The sequence below is a fragment of the Aidingimonas halophila genome (assembly GCF_900106955.1).
GTDB classification, from domain to species: domain Bacteria; phylum Pseudomonadota; class Gammaproteobacteria; order Pseudomonadales; family Halomonadaceae; genus Aidingimonas; species Aidingimonas halophila.
In genome coordinates, this window is sequence record NZ_FNNI01000010.1 from 70,756 (window position 1) to 88,830 (window position 18,075).

Sequence of the window (18,075 nt, forward strand, 5' to 3'; positions counted from 1 at the left end):
GGCACTGTCATTTTGCATCTCTCTTACCCGGCGATATATGCCTTCTCGTTGTGCACGCTTTCCCGCTCCGCCCCCGTCTTGGTGCCACTCATGCTCCTGAAGCCACAGCGCTCAACACACACGAAAACTCAACAAACTGATTTATAAGAGAAATAGTAAAAATGGCAACATAATTGCTTGCAACAGGGTAAAATCGATCAGACGTAGACCAGGCTCCATGGGGTACGAGTGCGTCGAACCGACCTTCAATGGTGAAGGGTCAAGCTTCCGTGTTCGACTGTCATTCGACGAGGCAACCCCATGGACATTCGCAACAAAGCCAACAAAATACGTCTTCTCAACCTCAAAACGCCCCAGATGCGGGCCTTCCACCTCTCCTGGCTCGCCTTCCATATCTGTTTTTTTGGCTGGTTCGGCATCGCCCCCTTGATGGCCGTGGTGCGTGACGATCTCGGCCTGACGAAAACCCAGATCGGCAATACCATCATCGCCTCCGTGACCATCACGATCATCGTGCGCCTGCTGATCGGCATACTGTGTGACCGTATCGGCCCCCGCAAGGCCTATACCTGGCTGCTCTGCCTCGGCTCGATCCCGGTCATGGGGATCGGTCTCGCCGACAGTTTCGAGACCTTTCTCCTGGCACGACTGGCCATCGGGGCCATCGGTGCATCTTTCGTGATCACCCAATACCACACCTCGATCATGTTCGCCCCCAATGTGGTAGGCACGGCCAATGCCACTTCTGCCGGCTGGGGCAACCTCGGCGGTGGTACGACGCAGATACTGATGCCGTTGATCTTTTCCGGCGTCATGATGCTCGGCGTCAACGAAGCCTTTGGCTGGCGACTGGCCATGGTGGTACCGGGTATCGTGCTGTTCCTGACCGGCCTGGCTTACTACTTCCTGGCTCAGGATGCCCCGGACGGCAACTTCGATGACTTGCGTGCACGCGGCGAACTGCCCCCCGCCAAGGGCGAGCACGGCATGAAGGAAAACCTGACAGCCGCCGTGAAGGATATCCGTGTCTGGGCACTGTTCATTGTCTATGCCGCCTGCTTCGGTGTGGAGCTGACCATCAACAACATCGCCGCCATCTACTTCTTCGATAACTTCGACCTGACTCTGGCGACAGCCGGCATGATCGCCGGTCTGTTCGGGCTGATGAACATTTTCGCGCGTACCCTGGGCGGGATTTTCTCGGATCTGTTTGCGCGCAATGGCGGCCTGAAAGGACGCGTACGCTGGTTATTCATCGCCATGCTGTGCGAAGGGATCGCATTGATGTTCTTCTCGCAGATGCACATCCTGGCACTGGCGATCGGCATCATGCTGGTCTTCAGCCTGTTCGTGCAGATGGCGGAAGGCGCCACCTTCGGTATCGTGCCGTTCGTCAACAAGAAAGCTCTGGGCGCCGTTGCCGGCATCGTCGGTGCCGGCGGTAATGCCGGTGCCGTAGCAGCGGGGTTCTTGTTCCGCTCTGAAACGTTGACCTATCAGCAAGGCCTGTTCTTCCTGGGCGTGGCGGTCATCATTGCATCGCTATGCGCCCTGCTGGTCCGTTTCTCACCGGAAACGGAAGCCGAAGAAGATGCCGCCTACCAGGATGCCGTCGGAGACCAGCCCTCGGCCGCTCTCTCGTTGCGCTGACACACGCCTCCATCCCTATTGAAACCGCTACCCTCGGGCAGCGGTTTTTTGTTGATGATTCTTGTCACCTTACGCCATGATGGAACTATTAGCGTTATAACCACCGCCGAAATGAGGAGGAGCGATGCGTCATCGAGTTCTATTGATTACCGGTGCATCAAGTGGCATCGGGGCGGCAACGGCACGTGCGGCTGTCAAGGATGGGTTTCAGTTGGTACTGGCAGCACGGTCTGTGGACAAGTTACAGAATCTCGCCCAGGAACTGGGGACCGAAAATGTACTGACTGTCGGCTGTGACGTCACATCGATGGATGATCAGCAGAGTATGGTCGACCAGGCACTGGAGCGTTTCGGCAGACTGGATGCTGTCTTCGCCAACGCCGGTCGTGGCGGTTCGCCCGGCGGATTCAGCGGCGCCGATCATCATGCCTGGCACGACATGATACTCACCAACATCTATGGTGTGGGCCTCACGCTTCAAACCACACTCCCGGCACTTCGAAAAAGCAGGGGGCACGTCCTGCTCACCGGATCGGCTGCCGGACGAGCCACCATTCCCGGCTCGATGTACAGCGCCACCAAGTGGGCTGTCAGCGGCATCGGTTACAATCTGCGCGAAGAGCTGCGCGGCAGCGGCATCCGCGTCACCCTGATCGAACCCGGCATGGTCGACACGCCCTTCTTCGACGAGCCGCCGACGCATGCACTGGAAGATCGCGACATCGCCAATGCCGTCATGTATGCGGTCAATCAACCGGAACATGTCGATGTCAACGAGATACTGGTCAGGCCCACCCCACAGACGGAGTGACGAGCCCGATCATGACAGGATCATGATCACGCAAGCAGCGGTCAGGCTGCCCATCACGATATTGAAGACCCGCCAGTGTCGAGCAGTCTTGAGCAGCCGCCCAAGAGCCACACCGAAACCGGCCCAGATGGCGATCGAGGGTAGCGTCACGATGCCCATGATCACGATAACCACAACGGCCGATGCCAAGAAGGCATCGCCAGTCAAGGTGAACGACGCCACCCCCGAAATCGCCATGACCCACGCCTTGGGATTGGCAAACTGAAACGCTGCTGCCTGGACCAGTGTCAACGGTCGTCCCCCTGCTTTGCCGGTGACCGTTTCCGGGGGCGGCGCGCTGGCAATCTTCCAGGCCAACCACAACAAATACAGACTGCCTACCACCTTGAGTCCTTGCTGCAGGGCAGGCCACTGCTGGAACAAGGCACCAAGCCCCGTGGCTACCGCTCCCATCAGCACCATGACACCGACACTGATGCCCAGCATATGCGGCAAGGTGCGCATGAAACCATAGTTGGCCCCGGAAGCCGTCAGCATCATGTTGTTGGGGCCGGGTGTTGCCGTCATGCTGACCGAAAACAGCGTCATCGGCCCCGCCAACGCCAAGAGTTCCGTGGTCGACGCCCCAAGCATATCGCTCATATCACGCTCACAAATGTAAGGGTACAATAAGGCAATATATTTTGAATATTACCAGTACAATAGAGATAATTGCAGTATGACAATCTATTAACTGGCTTCAAGAAGTGATTTGTCACCCCGACAATCCATTGTCACCCTGACAAAACCGAACGGTACCGACATGGACACGATCCAGCAGAATGCCCGCGCCCGATGTCATTGGTTGCCCACCCTGGACGCCATTTCCACACCACGTTATCAGGCACTGGTCGATCAGCTCGCCGCCGATATCGCCAATGGCAGCCTCAAGCCTGGCGAGCGGCTTCCACCCCAGCGGCTGCTGGCCGATGCATTGCAAGTGACCGTCGGGACCATTACCCGGGCTTATCGAGAAGCGGAACGGCGTGGCCTGGTAGAGGCACGCGTGGGCAGTGGGACACGAGTACGGGATCGACACAGTGATGCGCCAGACTTTCATCATCTTTCCCATGCGGCCGACGGCAGTATCGACCTGTCGCTGAGCGTGCCCATTCCCCATGCCATGCGCCACCAACAATTGTCGGCAGCGCTGGCAACGCTCGCCCGTCACGAGCCATCGATGCATACCGCCCTGGCCTACCAATCCGAACAGGGAAACCGTCATCATCGTCGACAATTGGCCGACTGGTTGACTACCCAAGGCCTGCCCATGGATGTCGACGAACTGCTGTTCACCGAAGGGGGACAGCATGCCGATTATCTGGCGCTGCAAGCCCTGGTGCGCCCCGGCGAAGCCGTCGCATCCGCCGCCTTGACCTATCCGGGAATGATTGCCGCCGCTCGCCAGCTCGGGCTCAAGCACATCGCCGTACCGGTGGATGATGAAGGAATCCGGCCGGATGCGCTGGATCGACTCTGCCAGCAACAGCGAATTCGTCTGCTCTATATCATGCCCGAGCACAATAACCCGACAGGACAGCATATGGGGGCGAACAGGCGAAACGCCATTGCCGAGGTGGCGCGCCGTCACGATGTCTTGCTGCTGGAAGATGGTGTGCAATTCGTCTCGGCTGAGACGCGGGGAACCCCCTTCTACCGTTTGGCTCCCGACCAGTCACTGTACATCTTCAGCACTTCGAAACTGCTCACGGGTGGCTTGCGGTTCGGCGCCTTGCGCGCGCCCGCACCGTTGATTCCCAAGCTATGTGCCGCACTACGAGCCCAGTGTTGGGCACCGCCGGATCTGATAGCCGCCGTGGCTTGCCAATGGCTGACTTCCCCGGAAGCCGACTCCCTGATCCGTTGGCAGTGGCAGGAAGTCGCCATCCGACAACAGCGGGTCCAGGAGGTCCTCGGCGCGCACCAGCCGCATGCGCATCCTTGCGGCTTCCATGCCTGGCTGGCACTCCCCGATCCCTGGCGAGCGACGGATTTCGTCAGCCGCGCCGCCGAACGCGGTGTCACCGTAATCAGCGCCGACCCCTTCTGCGTCGGCAGCCAACCTGCACCACAAGCCGTACGACTCTGCGTGACGCCTCCCGCCGACCGCACTACATTGGAAACGGGGCTGTCGCGCCTGGCTGAACTGCTGGAGGAAGAGCCACTACGTGTTTCACCGATGGTGTGAGCTGCCAATTGTCATCAGACACATTTGCGAGTAAAGGTAAGAGTGGAGCAATTGACAACTGGCTCCATCGATATCCTTTCGATCGGGAGTGTACCGTGACACCAGAGACCAAGGTCATCGCATTCTACGATGAGCGAATGCTTGCCCATGCGCCGGACGCTCAGACGGCTTTCCTGCCCGGGAGAATGGACACACGCATTCGGCAACTGCTCTCCACGCTCAATGTGCCCTGGAAATACCCCGAGCATCCAGGCCGTTTGACTGCCATCAAACAGCTACTCGATCTTGACACCATCCCAGGTGTGGCAGTCGAACCCGGACACCAAGCCACTCACGAACAACTGGCCCTGGTTCATACCAGTTCCTACCTGGACTACATATTCCGACTGCGTGGTGAAAGTGCCTGGCTCGATGTCGATACTACCGCTGTCTCACCAGGTAGTGTCGAAGCCGCCGAGGTTGCCGCCGGATCATCGGTTGCCGCCGTGGCGGCTGTCCTCGAGGATCGTGCACAAAGCACCTTCGCACTCGTGCGCCCTCCCGGCCATCATGCCGAACCGGTTCGTGCCCGCGGCTTCTGCCTGTTCAACAACGTGGCGGTTGCTGCCGCCCACGCCAGAGCCGTATATGGCTGCCAACGAGTGATGATCGTCGACTGGGATGCCCATCATGGCAACGGAACCCAGGATATCTTCTGGGCCGACCCGAATGTGCTGTTTTTCGATATTCACCGTGCCGCCCCCTTCTATCCGGGTTCAGGCCATCTCCACGAGATCGGTGCTGGCCTTGGAGAAGGCACGACCGTCAATGTACCCATGCCTGCGGGGGCTGGCGATCAGGCCTACATCAAGGCCTTTCAGGACATACTGATCCCGGCAGCCAAATGGTTCCAGCCGGACCTGATTCTCGTGTCCGCAGGCTTCGATCCCCACTGGCATGACTTGGCACTCAACGTTTCCTATGATGGGTTCGCCGCCATGACGGGCCTCCTTCAGGACCTGGCGTGGGATCAATGCGATGGTCGGTTAGTGTTTGTCCTGGAGGGAGGGTACAACCTCGAATCGCTGGCTCAGGGAGTCAAGGCGGTACTCCAGGTTCTGGCCGGAGGTGAACCCCCGGAACCCGGGATATGCGGTGTCGCGGAAGTGGAAACGGCAGCAGCGTTTCATCGCGAAGCCTTCACCACACCTCAGTCATCATGACAACTATGGCGCCCTGATTTGCCAGCCTTTCTTCTTCCGAGCATGCAACGTCTACACTGGAGTCGTTCAACTCGAGATTGAGTAATCCATGGAGGCCTACGATGTCAGATACGATAGATACGCAAGGAAGTTGCCTGTGCGGCGCCGTGACGCTGCATGTGTCCGCCCATGATCCTCATGTGGATGTCTGCCACTGCCGCATGTGTCATGTCTGGAGTGGAGGACCGATGATGGCGGTCACGGCGTCCGGGGCGCCTCGTGTCGATGGCGAAGCGGACGTGGCGATTTACGATTCGTCGGAGTGGGCGGAAAGAGGCTTTTGCCGCCACTGCGGTACCCACCTCTTCTACCGCCTCAAGAGCAGCGAGCACTACGCCATTCCCGTAGGCTTGCTGGGCGACACCTCGCCCTGGGAGATGACCCTGCAGATCTTCACCGATGAACAACCGCAATATTACGACTTTGCCAATGACACCAAGGCCATGACCGGCCAGGAAGTGTTCGAGATGTTCACGGGCGACGCCTCGTCCTGACACCATTACTCGACCTGATGCAGCAACTGCATCCCCTGCTCGATATCCGCGGCGATGGCGTGGCAGAACGCTTCGATATCGCCGCGCGACAGCGCCTGTGTCACCTCCCGGTGGTAATCATCGGCAATAGTCGATGCCCCCCAACGGGTACAGATATAGCGCATGCTCGGCCCGTACTGCAGCCATAAGCTCTCGACGATCGGCAACAGCACACGCGAGTGGCTGCGCCGGTAGATATGGAAATGGAAACGGTAATTGCCCCGCATATAGCCCAATAAATCGGACTGTTCGATCGCCTCATCGATTTCGGTATCGATACGCCGAAGTTCATCGATATCGTCGGTCGTGATATGCGTGAACGCCTGACGGGACACTTGTGTCTCCAGGCTCTTGCGCGCGAACAACACTTCATGGAAACGTTCGCGGCTCAATTCCGGGACGATGATCTTGCGGCTGTCGGAAAACACCAGCGCCCCCTCCGTCACCAGCCAGCGTATCGCCTCTCGCGCCGGCATGGCACTGGTGCCGTATTCAGCAGCCACTCGTCTTATCGAGATCACGTCGCCGGGGCTGAAATCGCCTTCACACATGCGAACGCGCAGGGCGCGATGCAGACGTGTCGACGCAGTATTCGGCGAGAAGGCATCTTGACTGGTGTGGGTATCCATGAGCTCACGACGTCATTTGTGATGGGTGACTGTCCCTACCATAACGCAAATCTGTCGCTTCGACTGCACACGGATACGCCGACCTCTTGTACGTCGACCGGGCCGCTGTTAATGTGATCACACATGTGTGATCACAACCCCCGCAATGACACATCCAAGGAGTTTCCATGACCGTGGCGCGCTGCCCGTCCTACTACACCGCCTCGATCGTCGAAGAATCCGACTACCCGCATCTCGAAGGCGATCATCGTGTCGATGTTGCGATCATCGGCGGAGGGTTCACCGGCATTGCGACAGCCGTCGAACTCAGCGAGCGCGGCTATCGCGTCGCCGTGGTCGAAGCCAACAAGATCGGTTGGGGTGCCAGCGGACGCAATGGCGGACAGGTCACCGGCAGCCTGTCCGGGCAGGACGCCATGATCAAGCAGATGCGCCGCACCCTGGGCCGTGATGCCGAATCCTTCGTATGGGATCTGCGCTGGCGGGGCCATGGCATCATCAAGGCACGGGTGGAAAAATATGGCATTCCCTGCGACCTCAAGCACGGCCACTTGCAAGCCGCCTACAAGCCGGGCCACCTCAAGGAACTGCGCGGCGACTACGAAGCCTCGCAGCGCCACTGGATCGGAGAGCACGTGCAATGGCTCGATGCGGATACCGTCGGTCAAACCGTCGGCACCCGGCTCTATCACGGCGCCATTCGCAACGACTACAACATGCACCTGCACCCGCTCAATCTGTGTCTGGGGGAAGCGCGTGCCGCGGCCAGTCTGGGGGCACAGATCTTCGAATCCTCGCCGGTCGTGGACATCGAGCATGGCGCGACCCCGACCGTGGTCGGTGAACATGGCCGGGTTCGGGCCGACAGCGTGATTCTGGCCGGCAACGCCTATCATCGGCTTGAGCGCCGCCAACTTGGCGGCAAGCTGTTCCCCGCCTCACTGGGCATCGTCACCACCGAATCGCTGTCCGATACCACTGCCGCCGCCATCAACCCCGATGACCTGGCCGTTTATGACACGCGCTTCGTCCTCGACTACTACCGCCTGACCGCCGATAAACGGCTGCTATTCGGCGGCGGTGCCAACTATTCCGGCAAGGATTCCGACGATATCGGTGCCGAGCTACGTCCACGGCTGGAACACACCTTCCCCCAGCTCCAGGGCGTCAGACTCGATTATCAGTGGCAGGGCATGGCAGGCATCGTACTCAACCGCATTCCCCAACTCGGCAAGCTTGCCGACAACGTCTATTACGCCCAGGGCTACTCCGGCCACGGCATCGCGACCTCGCACATCGTCGGCGAGATCCTGGCCGATGCCGTGACCGGCACGCTCGAAGAGTTCGATGCGTTCGCCAATGTGAAGCACTGGCGCGTGCCTTTCAACGACCGGTTCGGCAACCACCTGCTGGCACTCGGCATGTGGTACTACCAGCTGCTGGAGAAGCTGCGCTGAGCCGGCATTTTCCTTTCCCTGTAAACCCACACGCGACAAGAACAACACGCGATTAGGTGAGATCGATGGAAATCAATGGACCTTTGATACTGCTACCCACCGCCCTGGTGCTGATCCTGGCGTTATGGACCCGACGTGCCTTGGAACCTCTGGTATTCGGGGCGTTCGTCGGTACGTTGATGATCGACCCACGCAATGCCTTGAGCACGTTGTCCGACAACCTGTTGACGGTCTTGACCGATGAAGATGTGGCCTGGGTCATTCTGGTCTGCGGGCTGATGGGCAGCATCATCGCCTTGCTACTGAAATCCGGGTCATCCCGCGCGTTTGCGCAATCGTTGATGCGCTACACCACCAACAAACCCCGTGCGCTGCTGGGTTGCTGGTTCATGGGCATCATCCTGTTCGTCGATGATTACCTGAACTCGCTCGCGGTCGGCACCTCGATGCGCAAGATCACCGACAGCTTCAAGACCTCGCGGGAAATGCTGGCCTATGTGATCGACTCGACCGCCGCCCCGATCAGCGTGATCATTCCGATCTCCACCTGGGCGGTCTTCTTCGGGGCCCTGATCGAGAAAAACGGCCTGGCGCCGGATGGCCAAGGCGTGTGGACCTATATCCAGTCCATCCCCTTCATGTTCTATCCCTGGATCGCGGTGGCGATGGTACCGCTGGTGGTCTCCGGCAAGATCCCGCTGATCGGCCCGATGAAAGCCGCCGAACGCCGCGCCGAATCCACCGGCCAGTGTGTCCCGCCAGGCGCCGAACAGGTCGACAAGGCCATCGCTCATCTGGCCGAGAACGAACATACCCAGGGCAGCGTCTGGTCGTTCATCCTGCCCATGGTATCGCTGGCCTTCTTCACCTGGTGGTTCGATCTCGACTTCCTGATGGCCGTGCTGCTGACACTCGGCGGCATGATCGTCGCCTTCATCGCGATGAAGAAACTGTCCCCGGGAGAAACCTTCGACAACATTCTCGACGGTTTCAAATCGATGCTCGATGCCCTGGCGGTGCTGGTCGGCGCCTTCCTGTTCAATGAGGTCAACACCACGCTCGGTCTCAATGAGTACATCATCACCACCGTCGAACCCTTGATCACCGGTGAACTGTTGCCATTCATCATATTCACCGTGATGGGCTTCGTGTCTTTCGCCACCGGCTCGAACTGGGGCGTGTTCGTGATCATCCTGCCCATCGTCACGTCGCTCGGGCACAGCCTCGGCGCCGACATGACACTGGTGATCGGTGCGACACTCTCGGCCAGCACCTTCGGCAGCCACGCCTGTTTCTACTCGGATGCCACGGTACTGACGTCCCAGGCGAGTGGCTGCACCCCCTTCCAGCACGCCTTCTCCCAGCTTCCCTATGCCGCACTGGCCGGCTGTCTGGCTGCTGTGATCTACCTGGTGCTGGGCCACATGTGACCGGGAAGGAGACCGCCATCATGCGCGATGACCGTCATCACGTCTTCTGGGCATCAACCGTTGATTCCCAAGGCCAGCGCCGGTCGCTCGTGAACCGTCGGAGCGCCGATGTCGCCATCGTCGGCGCCGGCTTCACGGGCCTGTGGAGCGCCTATTATCTGAAGACGCTCGCACCGCACCTCGAGATCGCCGTGATCGAGGCCGAGCGCGTCGGCCATGGGGCCTCGGGACGCAACGGTGGCTGGGTGGTCGGCAACCTGGCAGGGCTGGAACGGTATATCGGCGGGCTCCCCATGGCGCAACGCAAGGCATGCTGTCGGCTGGTGGCCGACAACGTCGATGAAATAGGCCGCACCCTGGCCCGGGAAGGCATCGAGGCGGATTTCCATAAGGGCGGTGCCATCTATGCTGCGGCCCGCTACCCCGACCAGATCGCCATTCAACAAGATTACCTGGCCCACCTGCACGAACTCGGGCACGACGAAGCGAACTGCTACTGGCTGGATGCCGATCAGCTGGCCGGCAAGGTACGCTTTCGCAACGGCTATGGCGGGATTCATCACCGCCAGGTCGCCACCGTCAACCCACTCAAGATGGTGACGGGGCTGGCTGCAACCGTTGAACGCCTGGGCGTCACAATCTATGAACGAAGTCCTGCAACGAGCATGGTTAAAGGCGAAGTAAGCACTCACGAGGGAGCCATCGAAGCCCCCGTCATCGTGTGTGCAACCGAAGGCTATGCCCGAGATTTCCATGATTTTCGGCGGCATGTCATCCCCGTACAGAGCCTGGTCATTGCCACCGAACCGCTGTCAGCGTCCACCTGGCAGGCCATCGGTATGGCAGAGCGCCCCGCCTTCTGCGATGCCAGCCGCCTGATCAACTACGGACACCGCTCCGCCGATGGCCGACTGGTATTCGGTGCACGCGGCACCTATCGCTTCGGTGCCAAGCCCAAGGCCGACCATGCCATCAGCGACGCCGATATCGCCATGCGCCGTGACCTGCTCACGGACCTGTTTCCGGTGCTCGAGGGCGTTCGCATCACGCATGGCTGGGGTGGTTCGCTCGGGCTGTCGCGCAGCTTCCGGCCTCATGCCATCCTCGACCGCCGCTCCGGCATCGCCACCGCCGGCGGCTATGCGGGCGAAGGGGTCGCGGCTTCTCACCTGTTCGGCCGTACCCTCGCCGACATGATTCTGGAACGCGACACCGATATCGCCCGCATGCCCTGGGCCTTTCCCCACGCCGCCCATGCGCGCCTGATCAAACATTGGGAACCCGAACCGCTGCGCTGGCTCGCCGCCCAGACCATTACCTACTGTTATGCTGGCGAAGAAGCATTGATGAAACGGCAACGTCACGCACCACTGCTCAAACGGGCGTTGACGAAGACGAACGACTTTTTCGCCTCGATCATCGAGTGATCCGCCCTAGTGAGTGTTCACTCATTCGAAAAACGCCAACGCCCGCACCTCGATGCTTTCCCTCGGTGGTGCATCGATCGGCGTTGTCGGGTCCTGAAAGGCAGTGTGGGGCGTGAAGCGAACCCGGCCATCGTCGCGTGAATCGTATCCTTTTATCAGCAGGCCTTCCTCGCACCGCATGTGGGGAAAGTAGTACCAACGCTGACTCGGGTTATATGCAAGATGATAGATTTCACCGATACGATTCGGGTAAATGAGGTCGGTCGCCATCAAATCATCGGGATCGAGAGTCGACGCATCGAGCACGGCAAGCGGAGACCGTTTCACGGGGCCGAATATCGGTCGCCACAGGTTGAACTGCGCTACCGGGACATGTCCCAGCCTGGCGGCTTCCTCTTCGCCCAGCACATCACGAATGCGCTCTCGCCCGGAACGCTCGGTATAATCGTTGTGCACGCGACTGGCAGGCCCGCGATTGTTACGTTGTTCGGCGTCACTGCGCCGAGTATGGTCGAAAATGACGACCCGGCTTGCACCAGTGACTTCCTTGATCAACCCTTCGACTTCGGCATAGTAGGTAGTTGTCACCTTGTCATCGTCGTAAAGATCATCGACAGCGGTCTCTCGCTCATGCAGTTCGAATCCATTGTGTTCCAGTGACAGGCTCGTTGACCGCAAGCGGCCGTTGCGTATCGTGATCTCGCGCTCTTCCTGCTCGGCGAAGTATTGCGGCTCACTTGCCCCAGTCAATGCTTCGGTATGTACATAAGGTTTTTCATCGCGCTTGACCAAGAACGTCAACGTCGCGGTGACACTGGAATGTCCACCTGTCGTGCGTTGCATATAAAGCCTCCTGACCTGCGGGTCGCCGCCACGATGCCGGTCTGTCGTTGCATCTCTGATTAGGTATAGGGGCTGGGTCGGCCACTTTCAAACGCCCCACGTTTCACCCTTTCCCTGCCGCGTCCAGAACAGAGCGAACAGTTCCGACTGGGTACTGACACCCAGCTTGTGGTAAAGATGTTTCTTGTGACTTCGCACCGTTTCGATGCTGATATCCAGGCGGCGGGCGATACCTTTCGTGGAGCAGCCACTGAGCATCAGCTGGCTGACCTCCCGTTCGCGTTCGGTGAGGGTGTCATCGTCCAGCGGGAACGGACGTCGGGAGATTGTAGTGTAGGTACGCTGTACCTCCGCCTGATCGATATCGCTTTCGAAATGCATGCGCTGACGCATCAGTGGTAGCAGCCACGGCTGCACCAGTGCCATGAAACCGATGGCATCGGCGTTGTAACGCGCTTGGGAACCCAGCGATAGACATAATGTGCGATCGGCGTCGAGCGACACGTTGAACTGCACTTCGTCACTGACCACATTGCGCTGGAAATACCGCCGATAGTACTCCGTGTCGGTAAAACAGTCCGGTGCCACATCATCCAACCGATACAGTCCGTCGCGCTCACCCTCACCGATGGCGATATAGAAGGGATCGAGCAGATAGAGTCCATGTCGGTAATCCTGCAACAGCCGTTCGTCGCTCCCCTCCTCTTCACCACTCACACCGAGCAACACCGGCGGCTGCGTGCGCGAAAAGACGACCGCCATCCAGGTATGAAACGTCAGCGAGGTTCGCAACAACCGCACGACCCCCAGCCAGAATGACGGCGAATCCAGTTTATCGACGGCCTGGCCAAAACCGCGATGCCAGGCCAGTGTTTCCAGAGACGACATGACGCCCCCCTTTTGTGGTACCCCTTCCATGTCATAGGCAAACGGGTTCACCGCGCTACACTTGGGCGTTGAGTATCCCATAACAGCTCCGTCAAGGATGGTATACCGAAAGTCCATCAGCGTCAGCGGGAGACGCCTCATGATCACGACGACATGGACACCAATCACTCCGGATCACATCATTCCTCTCGATTTCCTTACCGCAGCCAATAAGGACAACGCATGCTGACGTTTCACTCGGAAGAGACCAAAAAGCGCCAGGCCCGGACCGAACTCTATGGTGGCACCCTGGTACCTCCCTTCGAGTGCCCGGAACGGGTCGATATCATCATCGATCGCGTTCGACAGGTCGGTCTTGGAGAGGTCCGCTTGCCCGGCACGTATGGGCTCGAGCCGGTGCTGGCCATTCACGACGCCCGTTACATCGACTTTCTCGAAACCGCCTGGGATGAATGGGTCGCCGCCGGCCTGGAAGGGGAGCCGATTCCGTCGATATGGCCGGCTCGGCGCCTGCGCAGCGATGTCATTCCCGACAATATCGACGGCAAGATCGGCTACTATGCACTGGCAGCGGAAACCTCGCTGTCGCCGGGCACCTTCGAGGCCGCCGACACCAGCAAGGATATCGCGCTATCGGCGCTGGACCACGTACTCCATACCGGAGAGCCGGCATTCGGACTGTGCCGTCCACCAGGCCATCACGCCGCCGTCGACCAGTATGGCGGCTACTGTTTCTTCAACAATGCCGCGATCGCCGCTCAATGCGCGCTCAACGACGGCATGCAACGGGTCGCGATCCTCGATATCGACTTCCATCACGGCAATGGCACCCAGGATATCTTCTACGATCGCGACGACGTGCTGTTCCTCTCGCTGCATGGCGAGCCGAACGATGCCTTTCCCTACTATCTGGGCTTCGCCGACGAAACCGGCCAAGGCAAAGGCGAAAGTTTCAATGTCAACTACCCGTTGCCACGTCACACTGATTACGCTGCCTGGTCGCAGGCACTCGACCAGGCCATCGCGCGTATCCGGGCCTACCGTCCGGAATTGCTGATCGTCTCCCTGGGAGTCGACACCTTCGAGAAAGACCCCATCAGTTTCTTCAAGCTCAAGAGCGAGGAGTTCATCGACTGCGGCCGCCGGCTCAAGCAGATCGGCCTGCCGACGACCTTCCTGATGGAAGGCGGTTACGCCGTGGAAGAGATCGGTATCAATACCGTCAATGTGTTGACGGGCTTCGACGGCGATTGATTCCTCGCCAACGACAATAACGACGCCAGCCGCACTCCATCGACAACGTCAACAAACAGGAAACGGCCAACATGACCCATCACACTGCAACCCACTCTGGCGAGGATCGCTCGCTCAAACGCATCCTCGGCCTGCCATCACTGGTCTTCTTCGGCCTGGCTTACATGGTGCCGCTGACGGTCTTCACCACCTATGGGGTGGTGACCCAGGAAACCGGCGGCCACCTGCCCACCGCCTATATCGTGACGCTGGCAGCGATGTTCTTCACCGCCTATAGCTACGGCCGCATGGTCGAGAGCTATCCGGCGGCCGGCTCGGCATATACCTATGCACGGCGCGCCTTCGGGGGCCACACCGGTTTCATGGTCGGCTGGGCGCTGCTGCTCGATTACATCTTCCTGCCGATGATCAACTATCTGGTGATCGGCATCTACATGAAGGACTACTTCCCCGCCGTGCCGGAAGCAGTATGGATCGTCGGCGCCATCGGCATCGTCACGGCCCTGAACATCCTGGGAATCAAGCTGGTAGCAAAGATGAACTTCCTGATCATCGCCTTCCAACTGGTTTTCCTCGGTGTCTTCATCGCCATCTCGTTGAGCGCCCTGGGTAGCGGTGAGACCCCCTCTCTGATCGCGCCCTTCTACAGCGAGGATTTGTCCGGCACCGCCATCGTCGCCGGGGCCGCCATCCTGTGCCTGTCATTCCTGGGCTTCGATGCCGTCTCGACGCTCTCCGAGGAGACCCGCGAACCACGCCGGGACATCCCCCGCGCCATCATGCTCTGTACCCTGGTCGGCGGCACGCTGTTCATCATCGCCTCCTGGGCCGGCCACATGGTCTTCCCGGAGTGGCAGAACTTTCGCAATGCCGATTCCGCCGCCGTGGATGTGATGCGCCAGGCCGGGGGCACCTTCATGGTCACGTTCTTCACTGCCGCCTATGTCGCCGGATGCTTCGCCTCCGCGATGGCCTCGCAAGCCAGCGTATCGCGCATCCTGTTCGCCATGGGGCGTGACAAGGTGTTGCCCAACAGCGTATTCGGCAAGATCAGCCAACGCTACGCCACCCCCATCGGTGCAACGCTGGTCGTTGGCGCCATTTCATTGCTGGCACTGGTGATCAGCTTGTCACTGGCCGCCAACATGATCAGTTTCGGCGCCCTGGTAGCCTTCTCCTTCGTCAATCTCTCGGTGCTCAAGCACTTCCTGATCGACCAACAGAAGCGCAGTGGCAGTGATCTGATTCGCTATGGCCTGCTGCCGGGCATCGGCTTTCTGCTTACCGTCTGGCTGTGGACCAGCCTATCGTCGACTACCTTCGAAGTCGGGCTGACCTGGGTCGCCGCCGGCTTCCTCTATCTGGTGTACTTGACCCGGCTGTTCCGAGAAGGTGTACCGGATTTCGAACTACAGGAAGCGTAATGTTCTGACGCGGCAACGGTGGCATTTCATCCATGCATCGGTTATTGGTAGGAACGTTTCGACGCTTCGCTCGACCGATGCATGGCAGGGAGACAACGCATGAGCCTGGAATCCGTTCGCCGCTTTTTCGCCGAGAAGGCCCCCGATATCGAGGTGCTGGAACTCGAAACCAGCACCGCCACGGTGGATCTTGCCGCCGAGGCACATGGTGTCGAGCCCGGCCAGATCGCCAAGACGCTGGCCTTTCGGGTCGGCGATCGCCAGGTACTGGTGGTCGCCAGCGGCGATGCCCGTTTCGACAACCGCAAGATGCGCCAGACGTTCGACAACAAGGCAAAAATGCTGGATGCCGAGACGGTACTGGCATTGACCGGCCATCCGGTAGGGGGTGTCTGCCCTTTCGGGCTCGCCACGCCTCTGCCGATCTATTGTGATCTCTCCTTGAAAGCGTATGACGAAGTATTGCCCGCTGCCGGTGCCCACCACACCGCCGTGCGGCTCTGCCCGGAACGGCTGGCGGCGCTGGTCGATGCCGAATGGGTGGACGTGTGCAAATTGCCGGAGACAGAGGCGCGGGAGTAAATCCCGACGGTTGGAAACTGAAACCTGCGCCGTTATGATGCACTACAGCGTAATTTTCGGCAGACTTGGTGCACGAATCGCTGATGAAGGTAGGGCCAACGATGAACACCTTCTCATAACATCAAAGTAACCCTTTGATCTCGAAAGAAGAAGAGGAATGTTGGCCCGATTTTCGAATGGTATAACGTGCAAAGAAAAAGCCAAGCGAATCATGGCTTGGCTTTTCGCCCGATTTCCAGATTCGCTGCCTAGGCAGCGATGAACCGAGTGAGCTGGCGTGCTCCCCTAGTCCCCTTCGGGGGACTTTTTTTATTGTTGTTCGCAGGGATCTTGTTTTCCATTCAGTGTCGACCGTCTGGCGCCTCCGTACAACTCAACTTTCGTTGAACAGTCACATCATTGTCATCGTTTTCTGCCATGCAAGGCTGCCTCCTGCCATCCGACTTGGCTCCAACGCCCCGGTCGGACAGACTAGGCACTTGTGACCGTTTGGAGCCCCATACCATGCTTCCTCCATTCCGCCCCGGGACACATTTGGTCTTTTTCGCGCTGCTGCTCACTCTGCCCTCGCAGGCGCTGGCAGTCATTGACCGTGACGCACTGGATACGGCTGTCGTCGATGCCGGTGAACTGTCGCGCACCCACACGCTGCTGGTCGCCGTCGAGGGTGAGACGGTGATCGACCGTGGCTGGCGGGGGCACGCCACCGACGAGACGGCCAACATCAAGTCGCTCTCCAAGACGCTGATCTCGGCGCTGGTGGGCCTTGCCATAGAGCGCGACATCATCGAAGGCGTCGACCAGCCTGTCGTCGAGTTGTTGGGTGACCGAGTGCCCAGCGATATCGATCCTCAAGTGAATGACATTACCGTCGGGCATTTGCTGTCCATGCAATCAGGACTCCAGCGGACATCGGGGAGCAATTATGCCGGCTGGGTCGCCAGCCCGAACTGGGTAGAGGATGCGTTGACACGCCCCATGGTCGGTGAGCCCGGCGAGCGCATGCGCTACTCGACGGGGAACAGCCATCTGCTCTCGGCGGCACTGACCGAGGCAAGCGGACGCAGCACGTTGGCCCTGATGCGCGACTGGCTGGGCGAGCCACTGGGTATCACCATTCCCGCCTGGACGCGCGACCCGCAGGGCATCTATTTCGGTGGCAACGAGATGGGCCTCACCCCGCAGGCACTGCTACGCATTGCCGAGCTCTATCGTCAGCAAGGAAAACATGACGGCGAGCAACTGCTGACTGCCGAATGGATCGAGCGTTCATGGGCACCGAGAACCCGTTCCGTATTCAATCAGGACTTGTACGGTTACGGCTGGTTCAGGACCGAGCTGGACGACACGACGGTCCACTACGGCTGGGGATATGGCGGCCAGTTGCTGTTCGTCGTCCCCGAACGCAACATGACGATCGTCATGACCTCCGACCCGACGCCCCCTTCCAACGGCAGCGCGTACCTCGAGCAGGTAAAAGCGGTGGTCGAACGGATGATCGCGGCGACAGTACCATGAATATCGATGGTGCCCTCGCCTTGCCGTGCGATGTACCGTTGTGAATCCGCATCCCGACGTCCGACATTCAGCGCTGCGAATCGTGCTGGTCTGAAGCGCTTTCCGACGAGCCCGCCTCGGGGCGCTCCACGAAACGCACGTCCTTGGTCGGCGCATGCGCA

General features: G+C 59.6%; 16 protein-coding genes. 12 read left to right on the forward strand and 4 right to left on the reverse strand.

Translation table 11 applies throughout. From position 1 onward, the window contains the following. The first annotated feature begins 300 nt into the window (after positions 1–300). Positions 301–1,650: a NarK family nitrate/nitrite MFS transporter gene (locus tag BLW01_RS17105; RefSeq protein WP_092572029.1), complete on the forward strand. Its 1,350-nt coding sequence runs from the start codon at positions 301–303 to the stop codon at positions 1,648–1,650. A gap of 124 nt (positions 1,651–1,774) precedes the next feature. Further along, positions 1,775–2,461 carry an SDR family oxidoreductase gene (locus BLW01_RS17110; protein ID WP_092572031.1) on the forward strand — a complete coding sequence of 229 codons (687 nt, stop codon included), beginning with the start codon at positions 1,775–1,777 and terminating at the stop codon, positions 2,459–2,461. 9 nt (positions 2,462–2,470) lie between these two features. On the opposite strand, the gene BLW01_RS17115 is transcribed toward BLW01_RS17110, so the two are convergent. Next, on the reverse strand, positions 2,471–3,103 hold the full coding sequence (locus BLW01_RS17115) for a LysE family translocator (protein ID WP_229806516.1): 633 nt from the start codon (positions 3,101–3,103) through the stop codon (positions 2,471–2,473). Positions 3,104–3,263: 160 nt separating this feature from the next. On the opposite strand from BLW01_RS17115, the gene BLW01_RS17120 reads away from it, so the two are divergent. The 3 genes from BLW01_RS17120 to BLW01_RS17130 all read left to right on the forward strand — a co-directional run bounded on the left by BLW01_RS17120 (position 3,264) and on the right by BLW01_RS17130 (position 6,423). Continuing rightward, the gene (locus tag BLW01_RS17120) at positions 3,264–4,688 is read left to right on the forward strand and encodes an aminotransferase-like domain-containing protein (RefSeq protein ID WP_092572033.1); all 1,425 of its coding nucleotides are present in this window, start codon (positions 3,264–3,266) and stop codon (positions 4,686–4,688) included. 95 nt (positions 4,689–4,783) lie between these two features. Beyond that, a complete protein-coding gene (locus BLW01_RS17125) occupies positions 4,784–5,890 on the forward strand; it encodes a histone deacetylase family protein (RefSeq protein ID WP_229806517.1) in 1,107 nt (368 codons plus the stop codon). Positions 5,891–5,991: 101 nt separating this feature from the next. Continuing rightward, complete coding sequence (locus tag BLW01_RS17130) at positions 5,992–6,423, forward strand: GFA family protein (protein WP_092572035.1); 432 nt, start codon at positions 5,992–5,994, stop codon at positions 6,421–6,423. A 5-nt stretch (positions 6,424–6,428) separates the two neighbouring features. Here the strand turns inward: BLW01_RS17130 and BLW01_RS17135 are convergent, their stop codons facing one another. Beyond that, on the reverse strand, positions 6,429–7,091 hold the full coding sequence (locus tag BLW01_RS17135; protein WP_092572037.1) for a GntR family transcriptional regulator: 663 nt from the start codon (positions 7,089–7,091) through the stop codon (positions 6,429–6,431). Between the two features lie 167 nt (positions 7,092–7,258). On the opposite strand from BLW01_RS17135, the gene BLW01_RS17140 reads away from it, so the two are divergent. The 3 genes from BLW01_RS17140 (at position 7,259) to BLW01_RS17150 (ending at position 11,405) form a co-directional block, all read left to right on the forward strand. Then, the gene (locus BLW01_RS17140; protein ID WP_092572039.1) at positions 7,259–8,548 is read left to right on the forward strand and encodes an NAD(P)/FAD-dependent oxidoreductase; all 1,290 of its coding nucleotides are present in this window, start codon (positions 7,259–7,261) and stop codon (positions 8,546–8,548) included. A gap of 65 nt (positions 8,549–8,613) precedes the next feature. Continuing rightward, positions 8,614–9,978 (forward strand): Na+/H+ antiporter NhaC family protein, encoded by a 1,365-nt coding sequence (locus BLW01_RS17145; RefSeq protein ID WP_092572041.1) that lies wholly within the window; start codon positions 8,614–8,616, stop codon positions 9,976–9,978. Between the two features lie 20 nt (positions 9,979–9,998). Further along, a complete protein-coding gene (locus BLW01_RS17150; protein WP_092572043.1) occupies positions 9,999–11,405 on the forward strand; it encodes an NAD(P)/FAD-dependent oxidoreductase in 1,407 nt (468 codons plus the stop codon). Between the two features lie 21 nt (positions 11,406–11,426). Here the strand turns inward: BLW01_RS17150 and BLW01_RS17155 are convergent, their stop codons facing one another. Together BLW01_RS17155 and BLW01_RS17160 are read right to left on the reverse strand one after the other, a co-directional pair. After that, complete coding sequence (locus tag BLW01_RS17155; RefSeq protein WP_092572045.1) at positions 11,427–12,248, reverse strand: CmcJ/NvfI family oxidoreductase; 822 nt, start codon at positions 12,246–12,248, stop codon at positions 11,427–11,429. Between the two features lie 87 nt (positions 12,249–12,335). After that, on the reverse strand, positions 12,336–13,136 hold the full coding sequence (locus tag BLW01_RS17160; RefSeq protein WP_229806518.1) for a helix-turn-helix transcriptional regulator: 801 nt from the start codon (positions 13,134–13,136) through the stop codon (positions 12,336–12,338). 222 nt (positions 13,137–13,358) lie between these two features. Between BLW01_RS17160 and BLW01_RS17165 the strand changes: the two genes are divergently transcribed. The 4 genes from BLW01_RS17165 to BLW01_RS17180 all read left to right on the forward strand — a co-directional run bounded on the left by BLW01_RS17165 (position 13,359) and on the right by BLW01_RS17180 (position 17,914). After that, complete coding sequence (locus BLW01_RS17165; RefSeq protein WP_092572047.1) at positions 13,359–14,390, forward strand: histone deacetylase family protein; 1,032 nt, start codon at positions 13,359–13,361, stop codon at positions 14,388–14,390. Between the two features lie 71 nt (positions 14,391–14,461). Next, on the forward strand, positions 14,462–15,814 hold the full coding sequence (locus BLW01_RS17170) for an APC family permease (RefSeq protein WP_092572050.1): 1,353 nt from the start codon (positions 14,462–14,464) through the stop codon (positions 15,812–15,814). Between the two features lie 99 nt (positions 15,815–15,913). After that, positions 15,914–16,396: a YbaK/EbsC family protein gene (locus BLW01_RS17175; protein ID WP_092572053.1), complete on the forward strand. Its 483-nt coding sequence runs from the start codon at positions 15,914–15,916 to the stop codon at positions 16,394–16,396. A 504-nt stretch (positions 16,397–16,900) separates the two neighbouring features. Beyond that, entirely contained in the window at positions 16,901–17,914 is a 1,014-nt protein-coding gene (locus BLW01_RS17180; RefSeq protein WP_092572055.1) for a serine hydrolase domain-containing protein, read from the forward strand. Positions 17,915–18,075: the final 161 nt, after the last annotated feature.